This window comes from bacterium (genome assembly GCA_023135785.1).
Classification (GTDB): domain Bacteria; phylum CAIJMQ01; class CAIJMQ01; order CAIJMQ01; family CAIJMQ01; genus CAZNJA01.
The window spans coordinates 1-18,148 of the sequence record JAGLSL010000053.1; the positions used below are offsets into that span (position 1 = coordinate 1).

Sequence of the window (18,148 nt, forward strand, 5' to 3'; positions counted from 1 at the left end):
GGAGTGAAAATGCCGCTTAAACCTCTCGCCAGCGTAGATTTCCCGCACCCTGATTCCCCCGCTATCCCTAACACCTCGCCATCGTAAAGCGTTAAAGAAACATCGTCAACCGCCCTTACGTCTTCTCCGGGTTCAACATGATAGTATACCCTAAGGTCTTTTACTACAAGAAGTTCTTTCATCTTTACTTTCTTAACCTCGGATTGAAAATTTCGTCCATTCCCACGTTTATCAAACATAATGAAAAAGTTATAATAGCAATAAAGAAAACTGGTGGAATAAAGGCCCACCAAGCTCCGGTTCTCATTGCTTCAAAATTAAGAGCCCACGACAGCATTATTCCCAAAGAGATAGTATTTTGGGGACCAAGTCCCAACATACTCAACCCCGCTTCACTTAATATTCCCCCGGCTACCTGCAGAACAAATACCATAAAAATATAGGAAAACATATAGGGGAGAACCTCTGTTAAAATAATTTCAGGGGTGCCTTTCCCGTTTAACTTAGCCATGTTTATATGGTCTTTAGTCTTTAAACTCGAAACTTGCGCTCTCACTGCTCTTGCTGTCCAAGGCCAGCTAGTTACTGCGATGACCCCTGCAATTAACATCAGAGACCTTTGTCGAAGGCTAACAGCCAAAAGTATCAATATTATAAACGAAGGAATTACCAAAAGGAGATTTGTTAGGCTATTGAGCATATGGTCTACCCATTTACCGATATACCCGCCAACGGCGCCAATTGTAGTCCCAATAATGGTAGCGATTATGCCCGCTACCAACCCGACAAATATGGATGTCCTAATGCCATATATTAGCTCAACAAAAACATCCTTCCCGAAATTATCTGTTCCTAAAATATGCTCTCTGGAAGGAGGCTCATAGAGAGACCCCACCATTTCGGATGGGTCTTTTGAATTGAACTTAGTAAACAACAGAGTGCTAATCAGTAAAATTGAAAAAACACAGAATCCCATTAAAAATCTCTTGGATCTAATAAGGGTTCTTATGGTTTTCAACTCTGCTCCTCCACCTGGGAAGCCCTAATCCTTGGGTCTATTGTTGCGTACACAATATCTATGAGAAAATTTGCCGCAAGTATTGCTATAGCAATAACAAGTGTACAACCCTGTATCAATGGATAGTCCTGCTGACGAATAGCGTTGAATAAACTGGTGCCAATTCCCGGATATGAGAAAACTATTTCTGTTATCAGCGACCCTCCCACCATAGCTCCTAAGCTAATTGCCAGACCCGTTATCTGGGGTAACATCGCATTCTTAAAGACATATTGAATAATTTTCCTATCTCTTATACCTAACGATTTTGCATAATTTACATAATCGGTGTTTAATTCGTAAATACTTGTTGCTCTCATCCCGATTGCCTGGCCGCCTATAGCTACCAAAACGATAGATAGAAATGGCAGAACATAATGCTTGAGAAGATCGAAAAAGAAAGGGAGAGAGAAGGAGGGTATAAATTGCGGGCTATATCCTCTGCCTATGGGAAGGATGTCAAAAACAACTCCGAAAAAATAAAGTAGAATAATAGCTAAGCAATAATAGGGAATACAATTTATAAATAATGCGCCAGGGAAAATTAGACTATCAAATTTGCCCCCTTTATAGGCAGCTACTGCTCCCAATAAATTACCAAGTATCCATCCGACCAGTATAGCCGGTATTTGCAAAGCTATCGTCCAAGGCAACGCTCGGGCAAGTATCTCGTTGACTTTAGTTGGGTATAAACTGAAGGACGTGCCAAGGTCGCCGCGTAAAACATTAAGAAGATAATGAAAAAATTGGATATGCAGAGGTTTATCTAAGCCGAATTCCTGCGTATAGGAGGTATAAAGTTTTTGAAGCACATCGCTTGGCGCTCCCCCAGTACCCATTTTGGCTACTATACCGCTTATCGGATTGCCCGGCATAAGCCTTGGCAAGAGAAAGTTGAGAAGGACGGCGATAAAAAAGGTTAAAATGTACCATCCTAATTTTTGGGTAAGATACCTTGCGTATGGACTCGCTGATTTTTTCATTGCGCAAAAATATACATCATTTTACCGGTTTAATACCATAGAGCGCTCGGACTCCTGCGCCAAAAATACAGACTTGAGGTGGAGCATATGGGTTTTCCTCATTAGGGAAGTTGGTCCAGTGTGTCGAGTTGTATTCATAAAACAACCAAGGCCTGTATTCAAGCACTATTGTGGGAACATCTCTCATATATATTTCGTCCAACTCTCCATAGAGTCTCTTAATCTCTGCCTCGTCAGTTATGGTAGCAACTCTCTCCAGAATTTCATCAACGCGAGCATTGCTGTATCTTCCATAATTACGGAATGTAAGTTCTCCGATGGGAGCTACGCCTTTAGAATACATAACGGTATAGAACCTTGACCAAGGCTGTGAAGGCGTAGGGCTTCCCGCAGGTGTATCCATTATCATGTCGAAATTGCCTGATAATTTATCATCCGACCAAACCGGGGTTTCAGGGAAGTAGGTGTTCATCTCAATCCCCACTTTTTTTGCCGAGATTGCAACTATTTCAAGAGAAACCATCCAATCCGTCCACCCATAGGGACATTCAAGCTTAAAAGGTCCCAGCCTTGTCCCATCCTTGAGAACATAGATACCATCTCTTCCTTTTTTTGCCCCAATACTCTCCAAAAGTTTTATGGATTTTTGGGGATTATAATCCCATCCTGATGTTTTCACTCTCCCCTCATCAAAATATTTTTTTTCGGAACCAAAAGGAAGTATCAGGCTTGAGTTCGCGGTTGGTGAATATTTTGTCATCGCCAGCTCCGCAATCTTTTTATAATTAATGGAATAAGCGATTGCCTTTCTAACTTCCGGTATATCAAGAGGGTGTTTTTTTAAGTTAAACCACAATGAAGGAGTTGAGGCAGGGACAAAGTACGGCTCATGTTTGTACCATGTTCCGATTGGAAGTCCCTTTTCCCACATCTTCCATATCTGGGGAATGAATTGCTGGCTGACATCAATCTCTGCCTTTCCAAATGCAAGATTACCTGCGTCATTGCTCTTTGAAATGGGATGTATTAAATACTTAGGAGCAGGCAGTTTCCCAAATAAGTTTTTCCCCCAATATTCTTCATAGCGTTTGACGATTATTTGTTCTGTGGAATAATAATACACACCGTAAGGACCCGAGCCTAACGGATGCTCATTTTTATATTCGCGTATTTTCTTTATATCATAATTAAAATCCGCCTCTATTTTCTCCCATACATGTTTGGGGAGTATATGAGTAAGGATAAGCTGGTCAGCTATCACCAGTTTATTGGGATTATCTTTCTTTAGTCTAATCTCAAAAGTATATGACCCTGTTGCAACGATGCTATCCACATATAACCAAAAGTTGCTATAACCAAGAGAATATTTTTTAGCCAGCTCAAAAGTATAAACGACATCAGCAGCAGTAAGTGGTTTCTCATCCTGCCAACACACATCCTCGCGAAGATTTATTTTTAAGGTATACTCGTCTGTCCACGTACGCTTCGTTCCAATGAAAGGTTCTGATTCCCCTGTGAGCATATTGTATAGAAACAGCGGCTCGTAAATAACATTTTGCTGCTCATTACTATTACCAACAGGCCAAGCCGCATTGCCTGAAAGCGGATTAAAATTCGTTGGAGGTCCCCATTGCATTCCATTGAAATAAAGAGCTTCAGAACGAGGAATCTTGTTAAGGCTTGCTGTAAAAACAGATAAGGGGACTAACGTAGCGATGAGAAAAACTCCGAACAATACCAAAAACCTTACTTTTTTTGTACTCATTAAATCCCTCCCTTCAAGATAGTGCCGGAGGTGGGAGTTGAACCCACACGGACTTTAAGGTCCACTGGATTTTGAATCCAGCGCGTCTGCCAATTCCGCCATTCCGGCAAGCGTGTTTTTTTATTCTATCAAAAAAACCCAAGGGCGTCTATTAAAGGTGAAACTTTAAACTTGTTTGCCTTTTTGCTTTCTCTTACACGTCAAGGTTTTGAACTTCAAGTGCATGGGTTTGGATATATTCTCTGCGAGGTTCAACTTCGTCTCCCATAAGCATCGTGAAAATTTCATCAGCAGCATACGCATCTTCTAGCCGAATTTTCACAAGCGTTCTTTCTTCGGGGTTCATGGTAGTTTCCCAAAGTTGCTCGGGGTTCATTTCTCCAAGTCCTTTATATCGCTGGATAGAAAGACCCTTTTTCCCCAATTCTTTTATCTTCTCCAATAATTCTATTCCCGAGAAAACAAGGTATTCTTCGCTATCGTTTTTTATTCTATATGCGGGCTTTGCGGTAGATTGAAGAATATTCAGGTTTAGGCCGCTCTCTGTTAACTTCGCTATAATTTTTTCAATTTGCCGAGATTCGGTAAACTCTCGAACTTCCCATCCTGCCTGCGTATACCCGAAAAAGATGTTGGTTCTTTTAGGTGCAGGCTTAAAATTTAAATCGTTTTGTTTTTCCGTCTTTGCATTGTTTTCTCCTCCGTCTTGAGAAGATTCGCTTTCCATCTCATTCTCAGACGAAGGTGGTAATGCAGAATGTTCGTCTGTAGTCTTTGATAAATTATTAGCTCTCTCTGCTTCAGCTTTTTCCATAAAAGAAGCCAGTTCTTGTTCGTTATAGAAAAACTGTGTTTTGTCTTCCTTTTTCACCCCAAATAAAGGTAGTTTTCCTTCTGGGGAGCGGTTTTTTAGATATTTTTCCAGCGTGAGCCCTTTGCGTTTTAACGACGGCGATATTTTTTCCACCTGAAGTAGAATCTTAATAATCTCTTTTATTTCTTCTTCAGATATGGTTTGTTTTTTTGCTACATCATAGACAGTTATTCCCTCCGTCGCCCCTTTAATAACAAAAGCCGTGAGTTGCTCTTCGTTCTGGACATATATTTCTTTTTTCCCTCTTTTTACTTTATATAGGGGAGGTTGGGCAATATAAATATGCCCTTGCTCAAGCAATGGTGCCATTTGCCTATAAAAGAATGTCAAAAGAAGCGTTCTAATATGGGATCCGTCTATGTCGGCATCCGTCATTAGAATGACGCGACCATATCTTAGTTTGCTAATATTAAAATCTTCATCTATGCCAGCGCCTAGGGCGGTTATCATGGTGCATATTTCTTCGTTTCTTATAATTTTGTCCATCCGCGCTTTTTGCACGTTCAAAATTTTTCCTTTTAAAGGCAGAATTGCCTGAGTTCTTCTGTCTCTTGCCTGTTTAGCGGAACCGCCGGCCGAGTCACCCTCTACTAAAAAAAGCTCTGTTTTCGTGGGGTCCCTTTCAGAACAATCGGCAAGTTTGCCGGGCAATGTTGCAGAATCAAGCGCGCCTTTTCTTCTTACTAATTCCCGCGCTTTTCTTGCCGCATCACGCGCTCTTGCGGCTGTAATGCATTTTTCAATTATCTGTCGGGCGACGGGTGGGTTCTCTTGTAAAAACTCGCCCAATTTTTCGTTGGTATAGGAACTAACAATTCCTTGAACTTCGCTATTTCCCAGGCGCGTTTTTGTTTGTCCTTCAAACTGGGGCTCAGGTAATTTCACGCTGATTATACCTATCATCCCTTCGCGTATATCATCCCCCGAAAGCTGTAATGCTTTTATTTCTTTATCTGAATAATGCTTGTGCATATAATCGTTTACTGCGCGCGTCAATCCAGCCTTAAAACCCGAAAGATGTGTTCCTCCTTCATGCGTATTAATGTTGTTCGCAAAGGAAAACGTGTGTTCCTTGTATTCCTTCGTAAAAAGAATGGCAAATTCTATAATGATTTTATCCTTTGTATTTTCGAAATAAATAGGCTTATCGTGCAACATACCCTTGTTCTTGCTTAAATATTGAACAAAAGATGCAATCCCGCCTTCAAAAAAGAATTTTTCTTCTTTGGTCGTTTTCTCATTAAGAAAATTTATTTTTATGCCTTTATTTAAAAACGCTAATTCTCGAAGTCTTGGAATAATAATATCATCGCTAAACTCTGTAACTGTAAAGATTTCTTTATCCGGACAAAAAGCAATTTTTGTCCCTGTTTTTTGGCTCTTTCCGACTATTTGTAGCGGCGTTGTGGCTTTTCCTCTGGCAAATTTCATAGAATATATTTTGCCATCTCTGGAAACTTCTGCTTCCATCCATTCCGAAAGCGCGCAGACAACAGAAATTCCTACTCCATGCAAACCACCCGCGACCTGATAGGCTTTGTTGTCAAATTTACCGCCCGCATGTAGGGTGGTAATTACCACTTCTATCGCAGATTTATTCGAACCGTGGTGTTTATCAACTGGAATGCCCCTGCCGTTATCTACAATCGTTACGGAGTTGTCGGTGTGGATGGTAATATTTACTTCGTCGCAATGCCCCGCCATTGCTTCGTCTATAGAGTTAGCGACAATTTCTTCTACTAATTGGTGAAGCCCTCTTTCAGAGACGCTTCCAATATACATACTCGGTCTTTTTCTTACCGCATCCGCACCCTTAAGAACATGAATGCTTTTTGCTGTGTAATCTTTTTGTTCGTTTTTTTGCATTGTTCTCTCCAATGGAACCCCACGGGTTAAAACCCGCGGTACCTTTATACGCATTCACCCACGGACTAAAGTCCGTGGAACTCTGCTTGAAAATTAGATATAAAAACTATCTGCCCATTCTACATTAAAAATAATCCCGTCAACGCTTTGGGATATAAATTATCACACATCTCTAACGAGGCGCTCCTACCCTAAAGTTAACTTCCTTTATTTTTTCTTTACCAAAGGTTTGATTTACTGCCTCTATTATTTTTTCTTTTTTAAAAAGAAGTTCTTGCAAATACACAGGAGAATTAACCGCAATAATAAGTTTTTTTTTGTAAATCTTGTACGGTTTCGCGTGGGAACTTATATTCTTCCCTAAAACCAAGTTGAGTTTGTCCAAAACTTGTGCAATTTCCGTTTTTTCTTCTTTTTGTTTTTCTATTTTCTTCCATATTTTTTTTAAAATTTTACCAAGAGGCTCCGGTCCTTTTGTGGCCATCCTATATCTCCATTGGCATTAAGACATAAGCAAATTTTTCGTTGTCCATGGGCCTAAAGAGCGCTGCTTCTTTTGTAGAGTTTAGCCCCACAAAAATCTCTTTACCTCCTATAACCTTCAAAGCGTCCAGCATGTATTCCGGATCAAACGCTATTTTTATTTCTTTTTCTGCGTTTTTAATCATTATCTGTTCGGATGATTCTCCGACCTCTGAAACCTTTGAGCTGATGATTATAGAATCCTTTTGAATGTCAAACTTTACGGAACCGCCTTTCTCTTTAGTTAAAACATACGCCCTTGTAACCGCTTCTATTAATTCCTGCCTATTAATTATTAGTTTTTGTTGGAAATTATTAGGGATAACCTTAGTATAGTCAGGGAACTCGCCTTCTATTAGCCGAGAGGTAAGAGAAATGTTTTTTTGGACAAAATTCACTTGTTTCTCGCCTAAGGTTAAAATAATTTCCTCGTCTGTCATTATCCTTGCAATTTCATTACACGTTTTTACCGGCAGTATGCAGCTCTTTTTTTGTTTCCCAGCTTCAGCTGTAATAGTTTCTTCAATTAAAGATAGTCGTCGTCCGTCTGTTCCCACCATTTCTATATTGTCGCCTTTTATTGATAAATATAAACCTGTTAGGGTATATCTACTTTCTTCTCTAGAGACAGCGAGAATAGTTTTTTGAACCATTGACTTTAACAGGTCTCCCTTTAAACTAACCTTTTGTCCAATAATTTCAGGAAAATTAGGGAAATCGTCAGGAGGAAGTGTATTTATTTGTATGCGTGTTTTTGCGCATTTTATTGTCGTGCTGTTTTTTTCCGTGGAAATTTCAACATCCCCTTTTGGGAATTCTCTTATTAGCTCCAACGTCCTTTTTCCAGGTAATGCTATTATTCCTTCTTCTATAACTTCCCCTAAAACGCTACACTTAACTCCCACCTCTAAATCTGTGCTAAAAAGAGATATTTTTCCATTTTTAGCTGTTAAAAGAAAATATGAAAGTATTGGTAAGGTTGTTCTTGTAGATATGACTCCTTGAGTAATTTGTAAGCTTTTAAATAATTCGTTTTGTGTTGTTTTTATTCTCATTTTTCCTCCTTATCCTAAAATTTTAATAAAACCTTGTTATTACTCTTAATATATTAATATATAAAAAACATAGTCTTAATAGTAAGTGCTGTTAATAATAGGGAAAACATTGTAAGGCTTTATTCCCACCATTATTATGCTTTTAAATTTTATGTGGAAAAACTTTTTTAATATCCACACTATCAACAATATAAATGACCCTATCTTTAATCGGCTTAACATTTTAGATTTTGTATTATCTGATTAATCATCTGGTCAAGATTTTTATCCGCTTTTTTCCTTGTTTTAATCACATTACACGCATGCATTACGGTTGTATGGTCTCTTCCGCCGAAATTATAACCTATCCCGGGTAGAGAAAAATCGGTTAATTCTCTTACTAAATACATTGCAACTTGGCGCGGATAAACAATCAACCGGTCCCGTTTTTTGGAGTTCATCTCGGAAACCTTTACGTTAAACACCTTACTAACCTCTTCTTTAATTAAATCAATTGTTATTGTTTTCTTGGTATCATTAACCGTTATTAAATCTTTTAGAAGTTCTTTCACGACTTCAAGGTTCAGGCTTTTCCCGTTTAAGGAAGAATATGCAACTACTCGTATTAACGCGCCCTCTAACTCTCTTATATTTGCCGTAATTCCGGAGCATATATAAGAAAGCACATCCTCGGGCACGTTATACCCGTAAAACAACGCTTTTTTCTGTAAAATTGCCATTCTCGTTTCAAAATCTGCGGGTTGAATGTCTGCAACTAACCCCCAACGAAATCGGGACATAAGTCGCTTTTCTAGTGTGGATATCTCTTGGGGGGGGCGATCGCTGGAAACCACAATTTGTTTATGGGCATCATAAAGTTCGTTGAATGTGTGGAAAAATTCTGCTTCGGTGCTTTCTTTTCCGGCAATAAACTGGATGTCATCAATAAGAAGCACACTCAAAGAGCGATAATTCTTCCGAAACTTTTCTGTTGTTCTGTTTTGTATTGCATTTATCAGCTGATTGGTAAATTTCTCGCTGGAAATATATTGAACATTTTTACCTCCGAGTTTTAGGGTAAGCTCGTTACCTATTGCCTGCATTAGATGCGTTTTCCCTAAACCTACGCCGCCATAGATAAAGAAGGGGTTATATGCTTTGCCGGGAGAATGGGCCACAGCTATTGCGGCGGCATGAGCAAACTGGTTTCCTCCCCCGACAACGAATTTATCAAAAGTGTAGTTGGGGTTTAATCGCGGCGAAAAACCCGCGTTGGGTCTATCAAAAAGCGATGGACCTTGTTTTTTGATTTTTGGGCTTCCCTTAACTTCGCGGCGTATAGAAAAATCTATTTTTATTTTCTGATCTGCGACAGAAGACAACCCTTTATCTATTATTTCCTTATAATTTTTATTAATCCAGTCGGCGAACAATTGGGAAGGAGCCTCAATGTTAAGAATATTTTTGTCAGACGAAATAAAATTAAGCGGTTTAAACCACATATTAAAACTTTTTTCGTCAACTTGGTCTTTTATTGCCAGTAAAGCCTTATCCCAGACGCTGATTTCTTTAGATAAACTCATTTCAACCCTTTTTTATTCACAGGTTATCCACACAAAAGAACGACTTATTAAGAGGTGGCGGTGTAAGCGTATACGCAAAACAAGAAAGCCTTCGGCGGGCTGGTTTTGTTTTTCTCTTGGTAGGGAAAAACCCTAAAAAGCGATTTACCACCAACAACTTGTCCACAATAATTTCTTTCCTTTTTAAGCACATCGTTTTATCCGACTTTTTAAAAAAGAATACTTTTAATAGGTAGCCAGCAAGGCCTCTTTCCGCTATTTTACTCTAATGACAATAAGTTTTCAAGTGGGGGAAGATTAATCCTCTGCTCTACGCCTATCGGTTTTTAAAAAGCGATAGGCGTAGTAAGCGGATAAAAAAACACCCAATTTAATAACTCCAATTCTCTAAGTCGACAGGTTTTACTGCTTTAATTTTTTCACCGAGAAATGTTCGGGCTAATCTAGAAAACTTATTAGGGTCATCGCTTACATAAAAACGATAATCGGGCGTAGAAATACCATTATTAATTAGCGATTTTTGGTTAAGAAGCTTTTTTAAGTAAAGAGCCGTTTCTATGGAAGCGTCTATAAGAAAGACTTTTGGCCCAAGCTCTCGGCGAAAAAGCTGTTTTATAAGAGGGTAATGAGTGCAACCAAGTATGAGTGTATCTATTTGTGCTTTTTTAAAAGGCGCAACATATTCTTTAAGAATAATTTGCGTAGCCTCTTTGTTAATCCAGCCTTCTTCGACAAGCGGAACCAAAAGAGGGGCGGCAACTGTAGTTATAGATATTTTAGGATTTATCTTTTGTATAAAAGATTGGTAGCTTCCGCTTTCAATGGTTGTTTTTGTGCCGATGACTCCAATCTTCTGGTTTTTTGTCGTTGTTACGGCTTTTTGCGCCGAGGGTTCTATAACACCGATCACGGGTATGTCCAGTTTTATCTTTAAATCAGAAAGGGCGGCCGAAGAAGCGGTATGACAAGCTATGACTAAAGATTTTATCTTAAAACCTACTAAAAATTTTGCTATTTGCAGGGAAAAATTTTGGACAACCTTCGGGGACTTAGTTCCATAAGGAAGATGCGCAGTATCACCGAAATATATTAATTGCTCATTTGGAAGAATACGCTTTATACTTTTTAAAAGAGTTAGACCACCAACGCCGGAATCAAACATGCCTATTGGGCTGTTCGGATTTCGGATTAGAGGCGTTGTTTTCATGTCTATAATTGTTTTGTAAAACTGGCGCTTATGTCAAAATCTTTCGCGTTATGTAACGCGAAGAAATAAATTTGGTGGAGGTGACGGGAATCGAACCCGTGTCCATAAAGAAGCTCCTAAAAGGCGACTACATGCTTGTTCCTTATTTTAGTTTAATTTCTTTTCTCTCTTAAGGACAAGATAAAAAAGAAACGAGTCTGCTTGATTTTTCCTCTCGTCCTTCAGACCTAAAACGAAAGGTAAGCCCATTTTCTTGCATCCTTAATGCCCAATAGGCGAAAGCGTATAAGGATGTCAGCCGCCTTAAGCGGCGAAAGCTACAGCTTCTTCAGCTTTTGTGTTTTGTCGGGTGTTTTTACGAGGCCTCCCGACGACCTCGGCATGCTCCCTTTAGCTACTTGCTCCATGTCGATGCCTTGGCACCCCCATGTAATACTCGTTTAACGTTGAACGGTTACGATGCCCGTTTCGTTTTTCGGCATTGTCCCCATGTTATGATTTCGTAGAAATCAATGGGGATTACGTTAATCGTCTTTTTTTGCGTTACCCTAACCCTGACCGATACGGGTTTCGTTACCGTTACCCATTAACTATTATCTTTTACTGCTTTTCTTATTTCTTTTTCTACGTCGCGTTTTTTTAAATCGGCGCGTTTATCAAAAAGCTTTTTAGCTTTTGCAAGCCCAAGCTCCATCTTCGCCCAACCCCGACTACTAAAATAAAGTTTAAGAGGTATTAACGTCAATCCTTTAAGAGAGAGTTTTCCCGAAAGTTTCTTTATCTCGTTTTTATTTAAAAGAAGTTTTCTTTTTCTGGTCGGAGATGTATTAAATATCCCACCCTCTTCGTAGGGTGTAATGTGCATATTGTAGAGAAAAACCTCTCCGGCTTCAACTCGTGCGAAAGAATCAACTATACTTACATTGCCTTCCCGTAGAGATTTAACCTCGGTTCCCTTAAGCGCAAGCCCGGCTTCAAATTTATCCGTAATATGATATTCAAAGAAAGCCCGCTTGTTTTTAATGATTTTTCCTGCCATGGTGGGATTGTAGCGAAACAGAGGAGTAAAGGTCAATCAATTAAAAATTCGAAATCCTAAACCCGAAGCACGAAACAAATTCAAAATTCTAATTTTATAATTTCCTAAACTTACTATTTTGGTCATTTGAGATTCTGTCATTAAATATTGTTTCGAATTTCACCTCTGGAATTTCAGAGAAATTCCGAGGACTCAGTCACGGAAATCTTTCAGATTTCTCGGGGGATATTCGAGTTTCGGATTTTATTGTCATCTATTTTTCTTCAAACACTTCCGCATCAAATATATGGATATTTGTATCTTTATCTTTCCACGCATCAGATGAAAGTCCGGCTTTGTGAGAGCAGAGGTTTGATAGGAATTCTTCCTTGCTCCAGCCGGTTTCCGTGGCAACCTGCGGCAGAAACAAGCCTTGATTAAAACCTTTCCGAACAATCACGCCATGCTTACCAAGTTCAAATTCCTTAATATCTTTTATTAATTTAGGAATAGAAAGAACAGATATTTCTATTTTTATGTCTTTGAGTTCATCCGTGGTAACAGGGGGGAATCTGGGGTCTTGAGTGCTTGAGGCAATAGCCATATCCCTCACCGTCTTGTAAAGCGGCTCGTTGCTTATAATATGCCCGATACAACCCCTAAGAGATTCGTCTTCGTCACGAGATTTACTCTTTGCATTTCTTAAAGTTACAAAAGCGCCACAAGTTTCCGAAAGTTCAGGGTCATCTTCGCTGAATTCAGCCACCCTTCGTTCTTTTATATATGTCTCTATCGTCTGCCGCGCTATTTTTAATAATTTCTTCTTTTGTTCTTCGTTAAGCATGAGCTCTTCTTTCCTAAAACACAACCCATGTCGTCGGAGTCATGGCAGGATAGGCAACTATTTTAATGCTGGAAAAAACTCTCTATTGCTTGCAAGGTTTTATCTGGCGTTAATAAATCTTGTGGTTCAGAGCCAACGACACTGGGTATATATTTAGGGCTTTTTAATTCAGAAATAATATTAGCTTTTTTATTGCCTTTGCCAGAATGATGGTGGATTTGACCTGTAATGACAAGATGAAACTTGCTCTGTCCTTTTATGAGTGAACGCAATACATCGCTGCTTTGGAGTTTTATATTATTGAAAAACTTAATATCCCAATTATTTGTTCCCACCCCATTTTTAGTAAAATATTTTTGTAGCTCTTGTATTATAAGCACTTCATCAGAAACCTCTCCTAGTACACATATATTGAAGGGTGTTTGAATTTTAATTTTCTCTCGTTTTTCTTTTTCTGGCTTTATCTGACTTAACGATTTTGAAAGCACTTTAATGTTTTCCTGTGCATCATTCAATTGCATTTGTAGCAGTTCATTTTTTAGCTTTGTGTCTTTATGTTCATCAATCGTTTTTTCTAATTCCTTTTCAACCTCATGCAACCACTCCTTTTCTTTGGTAGTTATTTCGTTTTTATCTTTATTATTTATTATAACTTGTTGACTCTTGATGTAACGAAGCAATCCTGCCTCAAAAAGGGATTTGAATTTATCTAAGTCTTGACTCTGTAATTGCTGGAAGAAATTATCATAATCATTCGGCGAAAGGATATAAAAACGAAGTTTCTCTTTGTGTTTATACTTGGCGAGATAATCTTGACTTGCACGAAGTTTCAAAGCGTTTTCCGCTGTCTTGAAACCATTATCGTCTTTTATTTCAACAATGAGAGTTTCTTTTTTTGTTTTTAAAATGAAATCGGGGTAGAAGGAATAGTAGTGACCGTTTGCTTTTTTGTATGCAATGCTGAAATATTTGCTCTCGCCATAAGAATTTTTAAACCACCATTGCAATTCATCATCGGTTTTTTCCAGTCCTTCAATAAATATTCTTTCAGGTTTTGAAAGTTCTATCTTGCCGATTTTGTTTTTCTTAACGAAAAGCTTTTTTTCATCTTCGGATTTAATGATAGACTTATCTGATTTTTTTATTTCAGCATAATCCGAGAAAATACTCATGCTTTCGGGCGCTTCCCAATCTTTGTTTACAACTATTTCTTCGCTTTTAGTCGGAAGTTGTTTATATTTTTCTTTTGCCACTTCTAACAGTTGTTTAAATTTGGGCTTATAGTGTCGCTGCATTACAATTATTGAAACCTGGTCTTCATCGCCGATTCCGAAAACTTCTTTGAACCATGAGCGAAGAGAAGATTTAATGATTTGAGATGAACGGGATTTTGCATAAGGTGAAGTCATTTCACCGCAAAGGGTAGTGTAGCTGTCGGTTACTTCACGAATGTCTTTTTTTATTTGAATTTGTTTTTCAAATTCTATTTTCTGGTCAAGATCAATCGTTGCGGCTTTACCTGCTACGCCAAAAGATTTTTGAATACTTTTTACGTTGGAATTTATTTCATCTTTCGTTTTCAGTTCTTCCGCCGCTTCAAACAGACATTTCTTGAAATCACCTGAAAGCCGAGTAAGTTCTCTTTTCCTGCGGATAAATTCAGAATGAATTTTGACTGGCTTTAAATATCGGCCCTCATCTCTTTTCATTTGCCGAGAACTTGCATAATCACCTGCCAATTCCTGAACAATTTCAAAATTATCAGAAGCAGAAAAAACATAACCTATATTCAACTCTGGTTTTTCATCATAATGTTTTTGTTCAGGCATTCGCATAATACGACCAAGGGTTTGAATGTTAAATACATACCGGTTCTGTTTCCATTCACGCTGTAAAAAAAGAATGGATGCGCGGGGGCAATCCCAGCCTAACGCTATGGCTTCTTTGAAAATGAGAACATCCACTGTGCTATCATTCGGTTTAACTTTTTCATCAAGTTCTTTTATATCGTCACCTGAAAGGCGAGTTACTAATTTGCCATTAGATTGCGTGATGTTGTGTTCTGCTAAAAGCCCAATAATATAATCTTCTGGTGCTGTTGAATCGGTTACTTTCCTATTTGGGATTTGGATGAGTATGAGCGGATTGATGTTTACCCCCATGTTCTCATAAGCGGCTTTCAGTTGCTTGCGTTTTTCAAGAGCAACTTCCAAAAGCTCTTTGTTCTCTTTTATGTGTTGCGAATTGGGGTTGATTTGAACTTCACGTTTAATCATTTCTTGATCAATAACTATTTGTAGTGGGATTTCTATCTGGGTTCCAAAACTTTTTAAGGGGGTTGCTGTCATTTCAAGGATTAGTTTAGGCCCGATTTCCTTAATTACATCTTGTGCTTTTTCAGCTTTAGCCGTTCGATGGCTTTCGTCAATGATTAAAATAATTTCTCTGCCTTCTTCTTTAGTGTTGGCGACCATACTTTGTAAATTCCAGTCGCTTTCGTTATCCATTCGGAAAACATTATTATCCTTAATCAAACTATCCCAATTGAAAAAGACGATTTCGTTTTGTTCTATTGTCTTATTTTGAATTTCATCAATGCCGATACAATCCAGTAACCGTTCATCTTCCAGATATCTTAAAAGATTTTGACGGCTTTGCTCGTGCAGTGAATTAACGGATATCCAAATAAATGAATAAGGGTCTTGGCTTTGCTTGGCGATCTTCGTTAATGCCTGCGAAATCATATAAGTTTTGCCTGAACCTGTTGGCGCTTTAAAAACAATAGTGCTTTGCTCGCGATATTTATCATTGAGAAATTTCAATGCGGTCTCTGCAACTTCGTTGATATAGGTTTGTTGGAATTCTATCTGTTTCATTTTCTTCTCAGTTTAGCATTCTTGCGATATACATTTAAAATCGCTTCGGGTATTGGCTTTACAGTAAAACTAATAGTTAAATCCTCAAAATCTTCTACGTTATACTCATGGTCGTAACTGAAAACATAAATTACTGTCTTGTCTTTTGGCTTTAATGCTTCCAATTCTTTTTTGCATTTCTCTATGGCATCCTCATCATAAATAATGGCCGTCAATTGTTTTGGGTTTAGGTAAATGGCATATTCCATTTTTCTTTTGGATTGCCTTATCAATTCAAACGTGTTTTCCGCAAGGCAAAGCAATTCGGTGCTGCGACTTACTAAAACTCGTTTGTCGTTGTCTGTGAGTATCTGTGGAACAAACTCTGTTTTAAAATATTTAAGGTTTGCAAAAATGGACTTATTGCCATTATATCCTTTGATAACTTTTTTAATCCTTGGATAAGTTACGGATGAACATATTCCATATAAATCGCACCATTCTTTCCACTCTTTCCTTTTTTCTTTTTTCCAGTCTGTAAATTCTTTAGCACCGATGTTATATTTGTTTTTAAATTCAATCTCTTTTGCTTCACCCACTTCATTGTTTGTGCAAAGAATGAAGTGTCGTTTGCCTCCATCTTTGTCGTTGAGTTCTAAAATTGCATGTCCTGTTGTTCCAGAACCTGCAAAGAAATCTACAACAAGGGAGTTTTTATTTGTTGTTAATTCCAAAATGTCCCGGACGGCATAAAGTGATTTCGGATAGTTGAAAGTATTTTCTCTGCCTAAAATTTTTTGAAGTAGCATAATACCATTACTTGAAGCATCATACTTTGGGTTATACCAAACTGTTTTTGGCTTTTTCCCTGTTGTTTCACGCAATCTTCTTTTTTTAAAGATTTTGTTCTCACCTTTTACCCTCTTAACGAATAATTCGGTTTCGTGTAATTCACTAAAAGTTTTTTTCTCCCAACGCCAAGTTTTTTCTTCGCCGTTTGTATTTAGCGGTAAAAGTTTTTCCCAACCGTCGTGCTTTTCAAGTGATAGTTTGTTTTTCTTTTCGTGGTAGTAAATAGGATAGTAAAGGTTTGGTCTTTCGGTTCGCTTTGAATTGTTTCCCGTTCTGATGAATGATGTTTTAGAAAAAGCCGAGATGTCGTCAAACTGTTTGTATTGGTCTTTATCTTCCTCTGTTAAAGTGAAATGCCCTACATGAGCTTTGTCAGAGTTCTTTGCATAAATGAGTAAGTACTCATGTTGAGAGGCGAAAAACTTGTCGTCATTCCTTCCTCTCGGGTTATGAACTACAACTAAGGTTCCTAAACGATTTAATTCATTGAAGATATCGTCAAGGAGCAGTTTTACTGCCGCTACTTCGTAATCATCAATCGCACAAATGAGAATGCCACTATCTTTTAGAAGTTGCTTGGCTAATCTCAGGCGTTTGCTTATGAAAGAAAGAAACTTTGAATGCCTGTATCTGTCCTCTTTATCTACATAGTTGTTGTTGTATCGCCAACTTTTATTTCCTGTGTTGTAGGGTGGGTCAATGTAGATTACATCAACTTTACGCTTGTGCGTAAAGTTGAGCGTGTAAAGCGCATGGTAATTATCGCCTTCAATTAAAATGTTTTGCGGCAATCCGGCTTTGCTTTTTATTTCTCGTGAAGTGTCTTCATGTAATACAGGTAACTCCTGGTCACATTGCTCGGCAACCTCTTCCTGCTTATTTTCCCACATCAAACCATAACGATGTTTTTCAAGCTGCTTAATCTTTTCTAAAAGTTGCTCTTTGCTGTAATTGTTATATCTGTTTTTTGCCATATTAGTCTTTAATAAACCTGTCAAAATAATTCCAAAAACTTTTTGTGAGCAACTCGTCATTAGTTTGAATTCTTATATCCGATTCCGTCGTTACTTCTACTAATTTAAAATATCCTTTTTTGGGTTGCTTAATTACATATTCCATCCTATTTTCAAAGATTCTGGAAAGAAGTTCGATTACTTCTTGAACATTAAATGCAACCATTGCCCCGTTAACAACACCTGTGCTGAAATCAACCAATTTGGTTAATGGATGAACTTTTTTATAGAATTCACCACGGCTACTATCTGTGCAATAAAAAATAACGGGTTTTCCTGAACTTAATGCCATTGCCGCTTCTGCATCTTTACCATAACTATCTTTTATTCCTGCACAATAAATTAAAGCTTTTACACACCGTACCATTAAACATTCTATCAATCCTTTGTCCTCATGGCTATGTGCCGCACTCATCGTTGGGTCAAAATATCGCAAATTAAGCTTTCTAATTTTGGGGTCTTTAAAGATAGTCTGACAAGCAATAGCCATATCCAGAAAGTCTTGCTTATTTCTCATTGAAGTGGCAACATAAATATCTAAATCGTTTACAAGAGATAAATAATACTTTGTATTTTGGAGCGCCTGTGTTCTGGCATTGAAAAATCTTTCAGCAATTTCTCCGTAATGTTCTTCAATGTCTTCTTCGCTATCAATTCTTCGGTCTAAAATGTCCT

General features: G+C 38.1%; 14 protein-coding genes, 1 tRNA gene and 1 other RNA gene. All 16 read right to left on the bottom strand.

The genetic code is table 11. The features are described from left to right. Nucleotides 1-182, bottom strand: a 182-nt coding sequence (locus tag KAS42_04360; GenBank protein MCK4905455.1) for an ATP-binding cassette domain-containing protein, incomplete at its 3' end; no start/stop codon positions are given. 2 nt (nucleotides 183-184) lie between these two features. Further along, entirely contained in the window at nucleotides 185-976 is a 792-nt protein-coding gene (locus KAS42_04365) for an ABC transporter permease (GenBank protein ID MCK4905456.1), read from the bottom strand. Between the two features lie 38 nt (nucleotides 977-1,014). Then, nucleotides 1,015-2,040, bottom strand: coding sequence for an ABC transporter permease (locus KAS42_04370; GenBank protein MCK4905457.1), 1,026 nt, complete (start codon nucleotides 2,038-2,040; stop codon nucleotides 1,015-1,017). 16 nt (nucleotides 2,041-2,056) lie between these two features. Beyond that, nucleotides 2,057-3,805 carry an ABC transporter substrate-binding protein gene (locus tag KAS42_04375; protein ID MCK4905458.1) on the bottom strand — a complete coding sequence of 583 codons (1,749 nt, stop codon included), beginning with the start codon at nucleotides 3,803-3,805 and terminating at the stop codon, nucleotides 2,057-2,059. Nucleotides 3,806-3,827: 22 nt separating this feature from the next. After that, nucleotides 3,828-3,913 (bottom strand) — tRNA-Leu (locus tag KAS42_04380). 85 nt (nucleotides 3,914-3,998) lie between these two features. Then, nucleotides 3,999-6,545 (bottom strand): DNA topoisomerase (ATP-hydrolyzing) subunit B, encoded by a 2,547-nt coding sequence (gyrB, locus tag KAS42_04385; protein MCK4905459.1) that lies wholly within the window; start codon nucleotides 6,543-6,545, stop codon nucleotides 3,999-4,001. A gap of 172 nt (nucleotides 6,546-6,717) precedes the next feature. Then, nucleotides 6,718-7,029 (bottom strand): DUF721 domain-containing protein, encoded by a 312-nt coding sequence (locus tag KAS42_04390; protein MCK4905460.1) that lies wholly within the window; start codon nucleotides 7,027-7,029, stop codon nucleotides 6,718-6,720. A 1-nt stretch (nucleotide 7,030) separates the two neighbouring features. Next, nucleotides 7,031-8,122, bottom strand: a complete 1,092-nt coding sequence (gene dnaN, locus KAS42_04395; GenBank protein ID MCK4905461.1) for a DNA polymerase III subunit beta — start codon at nucleotides 8,120-8,122, stop codon at nucleotides 7,031-7,033. Nucleotides 8,123-8,337: 215 nt separating this feature from the next. Further along, nucleotides 8,338-9,684, bottom strand: coding sequence for a chromosomal replication initiator protein DnaA (dnaA, locus tag KAS42_04400; GenBank protein MCK4905462.1), 1,347 nt, complete (start codon nucleotides 9,682-9,684; stop codon nucleotides 8,338-8,340). 370 nt (nucleotides 9,685-10,054) lie between these two features. Continuing rightward, nucleotides 10,055-10,846, bottom strand: coding sequence for a glutamate racemase (locus KAS42_04405; GenBank protein ID MCK4905463.1), 792 nt, complete (start codon nucleotides 10,844-10,846; stop codon nucleotides 10,055-10,057). A 117-nt stretch (nucleotides 10,847-10,963) separates the two neighbouring features. Continuing rightward, nucleotides 10,964-11,318, bottom strand: a transfer-messenger RNA (tmRNA) gene (ssrA, locus tag KAS42_04410). A gap of 159 nt (nucleotides 11,319-11,477) precedes the next feature. Then, nucleotides 11,478-11,930, bottom strand: a complete 453-nt coding sequence (gene smpB / locus KAS42_04415) for an SsrA-binding protein SmpB (GenBank protein MCK4905464.1) — start codon at nucleotides 11,928-11,930, stop codon at nucleotides 11,478-11,480. Between the two features lie 253 nt (nucleotides 11,931-12,183). After that, nucleotides 12,184-12,753: an AmmeMemoRadiSam system protein A gene (amrA, locus tag KAS42_04420; protein MCK4905465.1), complete on the bottom strand. Its 570-nt coding sequence runs from the start codon at nucleotides 12,751-12,753 to the stop codon at nucleotides 12,184-12,186. A gap of 62 nt (nucleotides 12,754-12,815) precedes the next feature. Beyond that, nucleotides 12,816-15,629, bottom strand: coding sequence for a DEAD/DEAH box helicase family protein (locus KAS42_04425; protein MCK4905466.1), 2,814 nt, complete (start codon nucleotides 15,627-15,629; stop codon nucleotides 12,816-12,818). Then, nucleotides 15,626-17,434 (bottom strand): site-specific DNA-methyltransferase, encoded by a 1,809-nt coding sequence (locus KAS42_04430; protein MCK4905467.1) that lies wholly within the window; start codon nucleotides 17,432-17,434, stop codon nucleotides 15,626-15,628. The genes KAS42_04425 and KAS42_04430 overlap by 4 nt, the downstream gene beginning before the upstream one ends. 1 nt (nucleotide 17,435) lies before the next feature. After that, the coding region (locus tag KAS42_04435; protein MCK4905468.1) for a hypothetical protein at nucleotides 17,436-18,148 on the bottom strand (713 nt) is incomplete at its 5' end.

What these genes read in the sequence shown, in the direction of transcription:
- gyrB (MCK4905459.1), bottom strand. Translation starts at nt 6,545, where the DNA reads ATGCAAAAAAACGAACAAAAAGATTACACAGCAAAAAGCATTCATGTT.
- KAS42_04430 (MCK4905467.1), bottom strand. Translation starts at nt 17,434, where the DNA reads ATGGCAAAAAACAGATATAACAATTACAGCAAAGAGCAACTTTTAGAA.
- dnaN (MCK4905461.1), bottom strand. Translation starts at nt 8,122, where the DNA reads ATGAGAATAAAAACAACACAAAACGAATTATTTAAAAGCTTACAAATT.
- KAS42_04370 (MCK4905457.1), bottom strand. Translation starts at nt 2,040, where the DNA reads ATGAAAAAATCAGCGAGTCCATACGCAAGGTATCTTACCCAAAAATTA.
- KAS42_04390 (MCK4905460.1), bottom strand. Translation starts at nt 7,029, where the DNA reads ATGGCCACAAAAGGACCGGAGCCTCTTGGTAAAATTTTAAAAAAAATA.
- dnaA (MCK4905462.1), bottom strand. Translation starts at nt 9,684, where the DNA reads ATGAGTTTATCTAAAGAAATCAGCGTCTGGGATAAGGCTTTACTGGCA.
- KAS42_04405 (MCK4905463.1), bottom strand. Translation starts at nt 10,846, where the DNA reads ATGTTTGATTCCGGCGTTGGTGGTCTAACTCTTTTAAAAAGTATAAAG.
- amrA (MCK4905465.1), bottom strand. Translation starts at nt 12,753, where the DNA reads ATGCTTAACGAAGAACAAAAGAAGAAATTATTAAAAATAGCGCGGCAG.
- KAS42_04425 (MCK4905466.1), bottom strand. Translation starts at nt 15,629, where the DNA reads ATGAAACAGATAGAATTCCAACAAACCTATATCAACGAAGTTGCAGAG.
- KAS42_04375 (MCK4905458.1), bottom strand. Translation starts at nt 3,805, where the DNA reads ATGAGTACAAAAAAAGTAAGGTTTTTGGTATTGTTCGGAGTTTTTCTC.
- KAS42_04365 (MCK4905456.1), bottom strand. Translation starts at nt 976, where the DNA reads ATGGGATTCTGTGTTTTTTCAATTTTACTGATTAGCACTCTGTTGTTT.
- smpB (MCK4905464.1), bottom strand. Translation starts at nt 11,930, where the DNA reads ATGGCAGGAAAAATCATTAAAAACAAGCGGGCTTTCTTTGAATATCAT.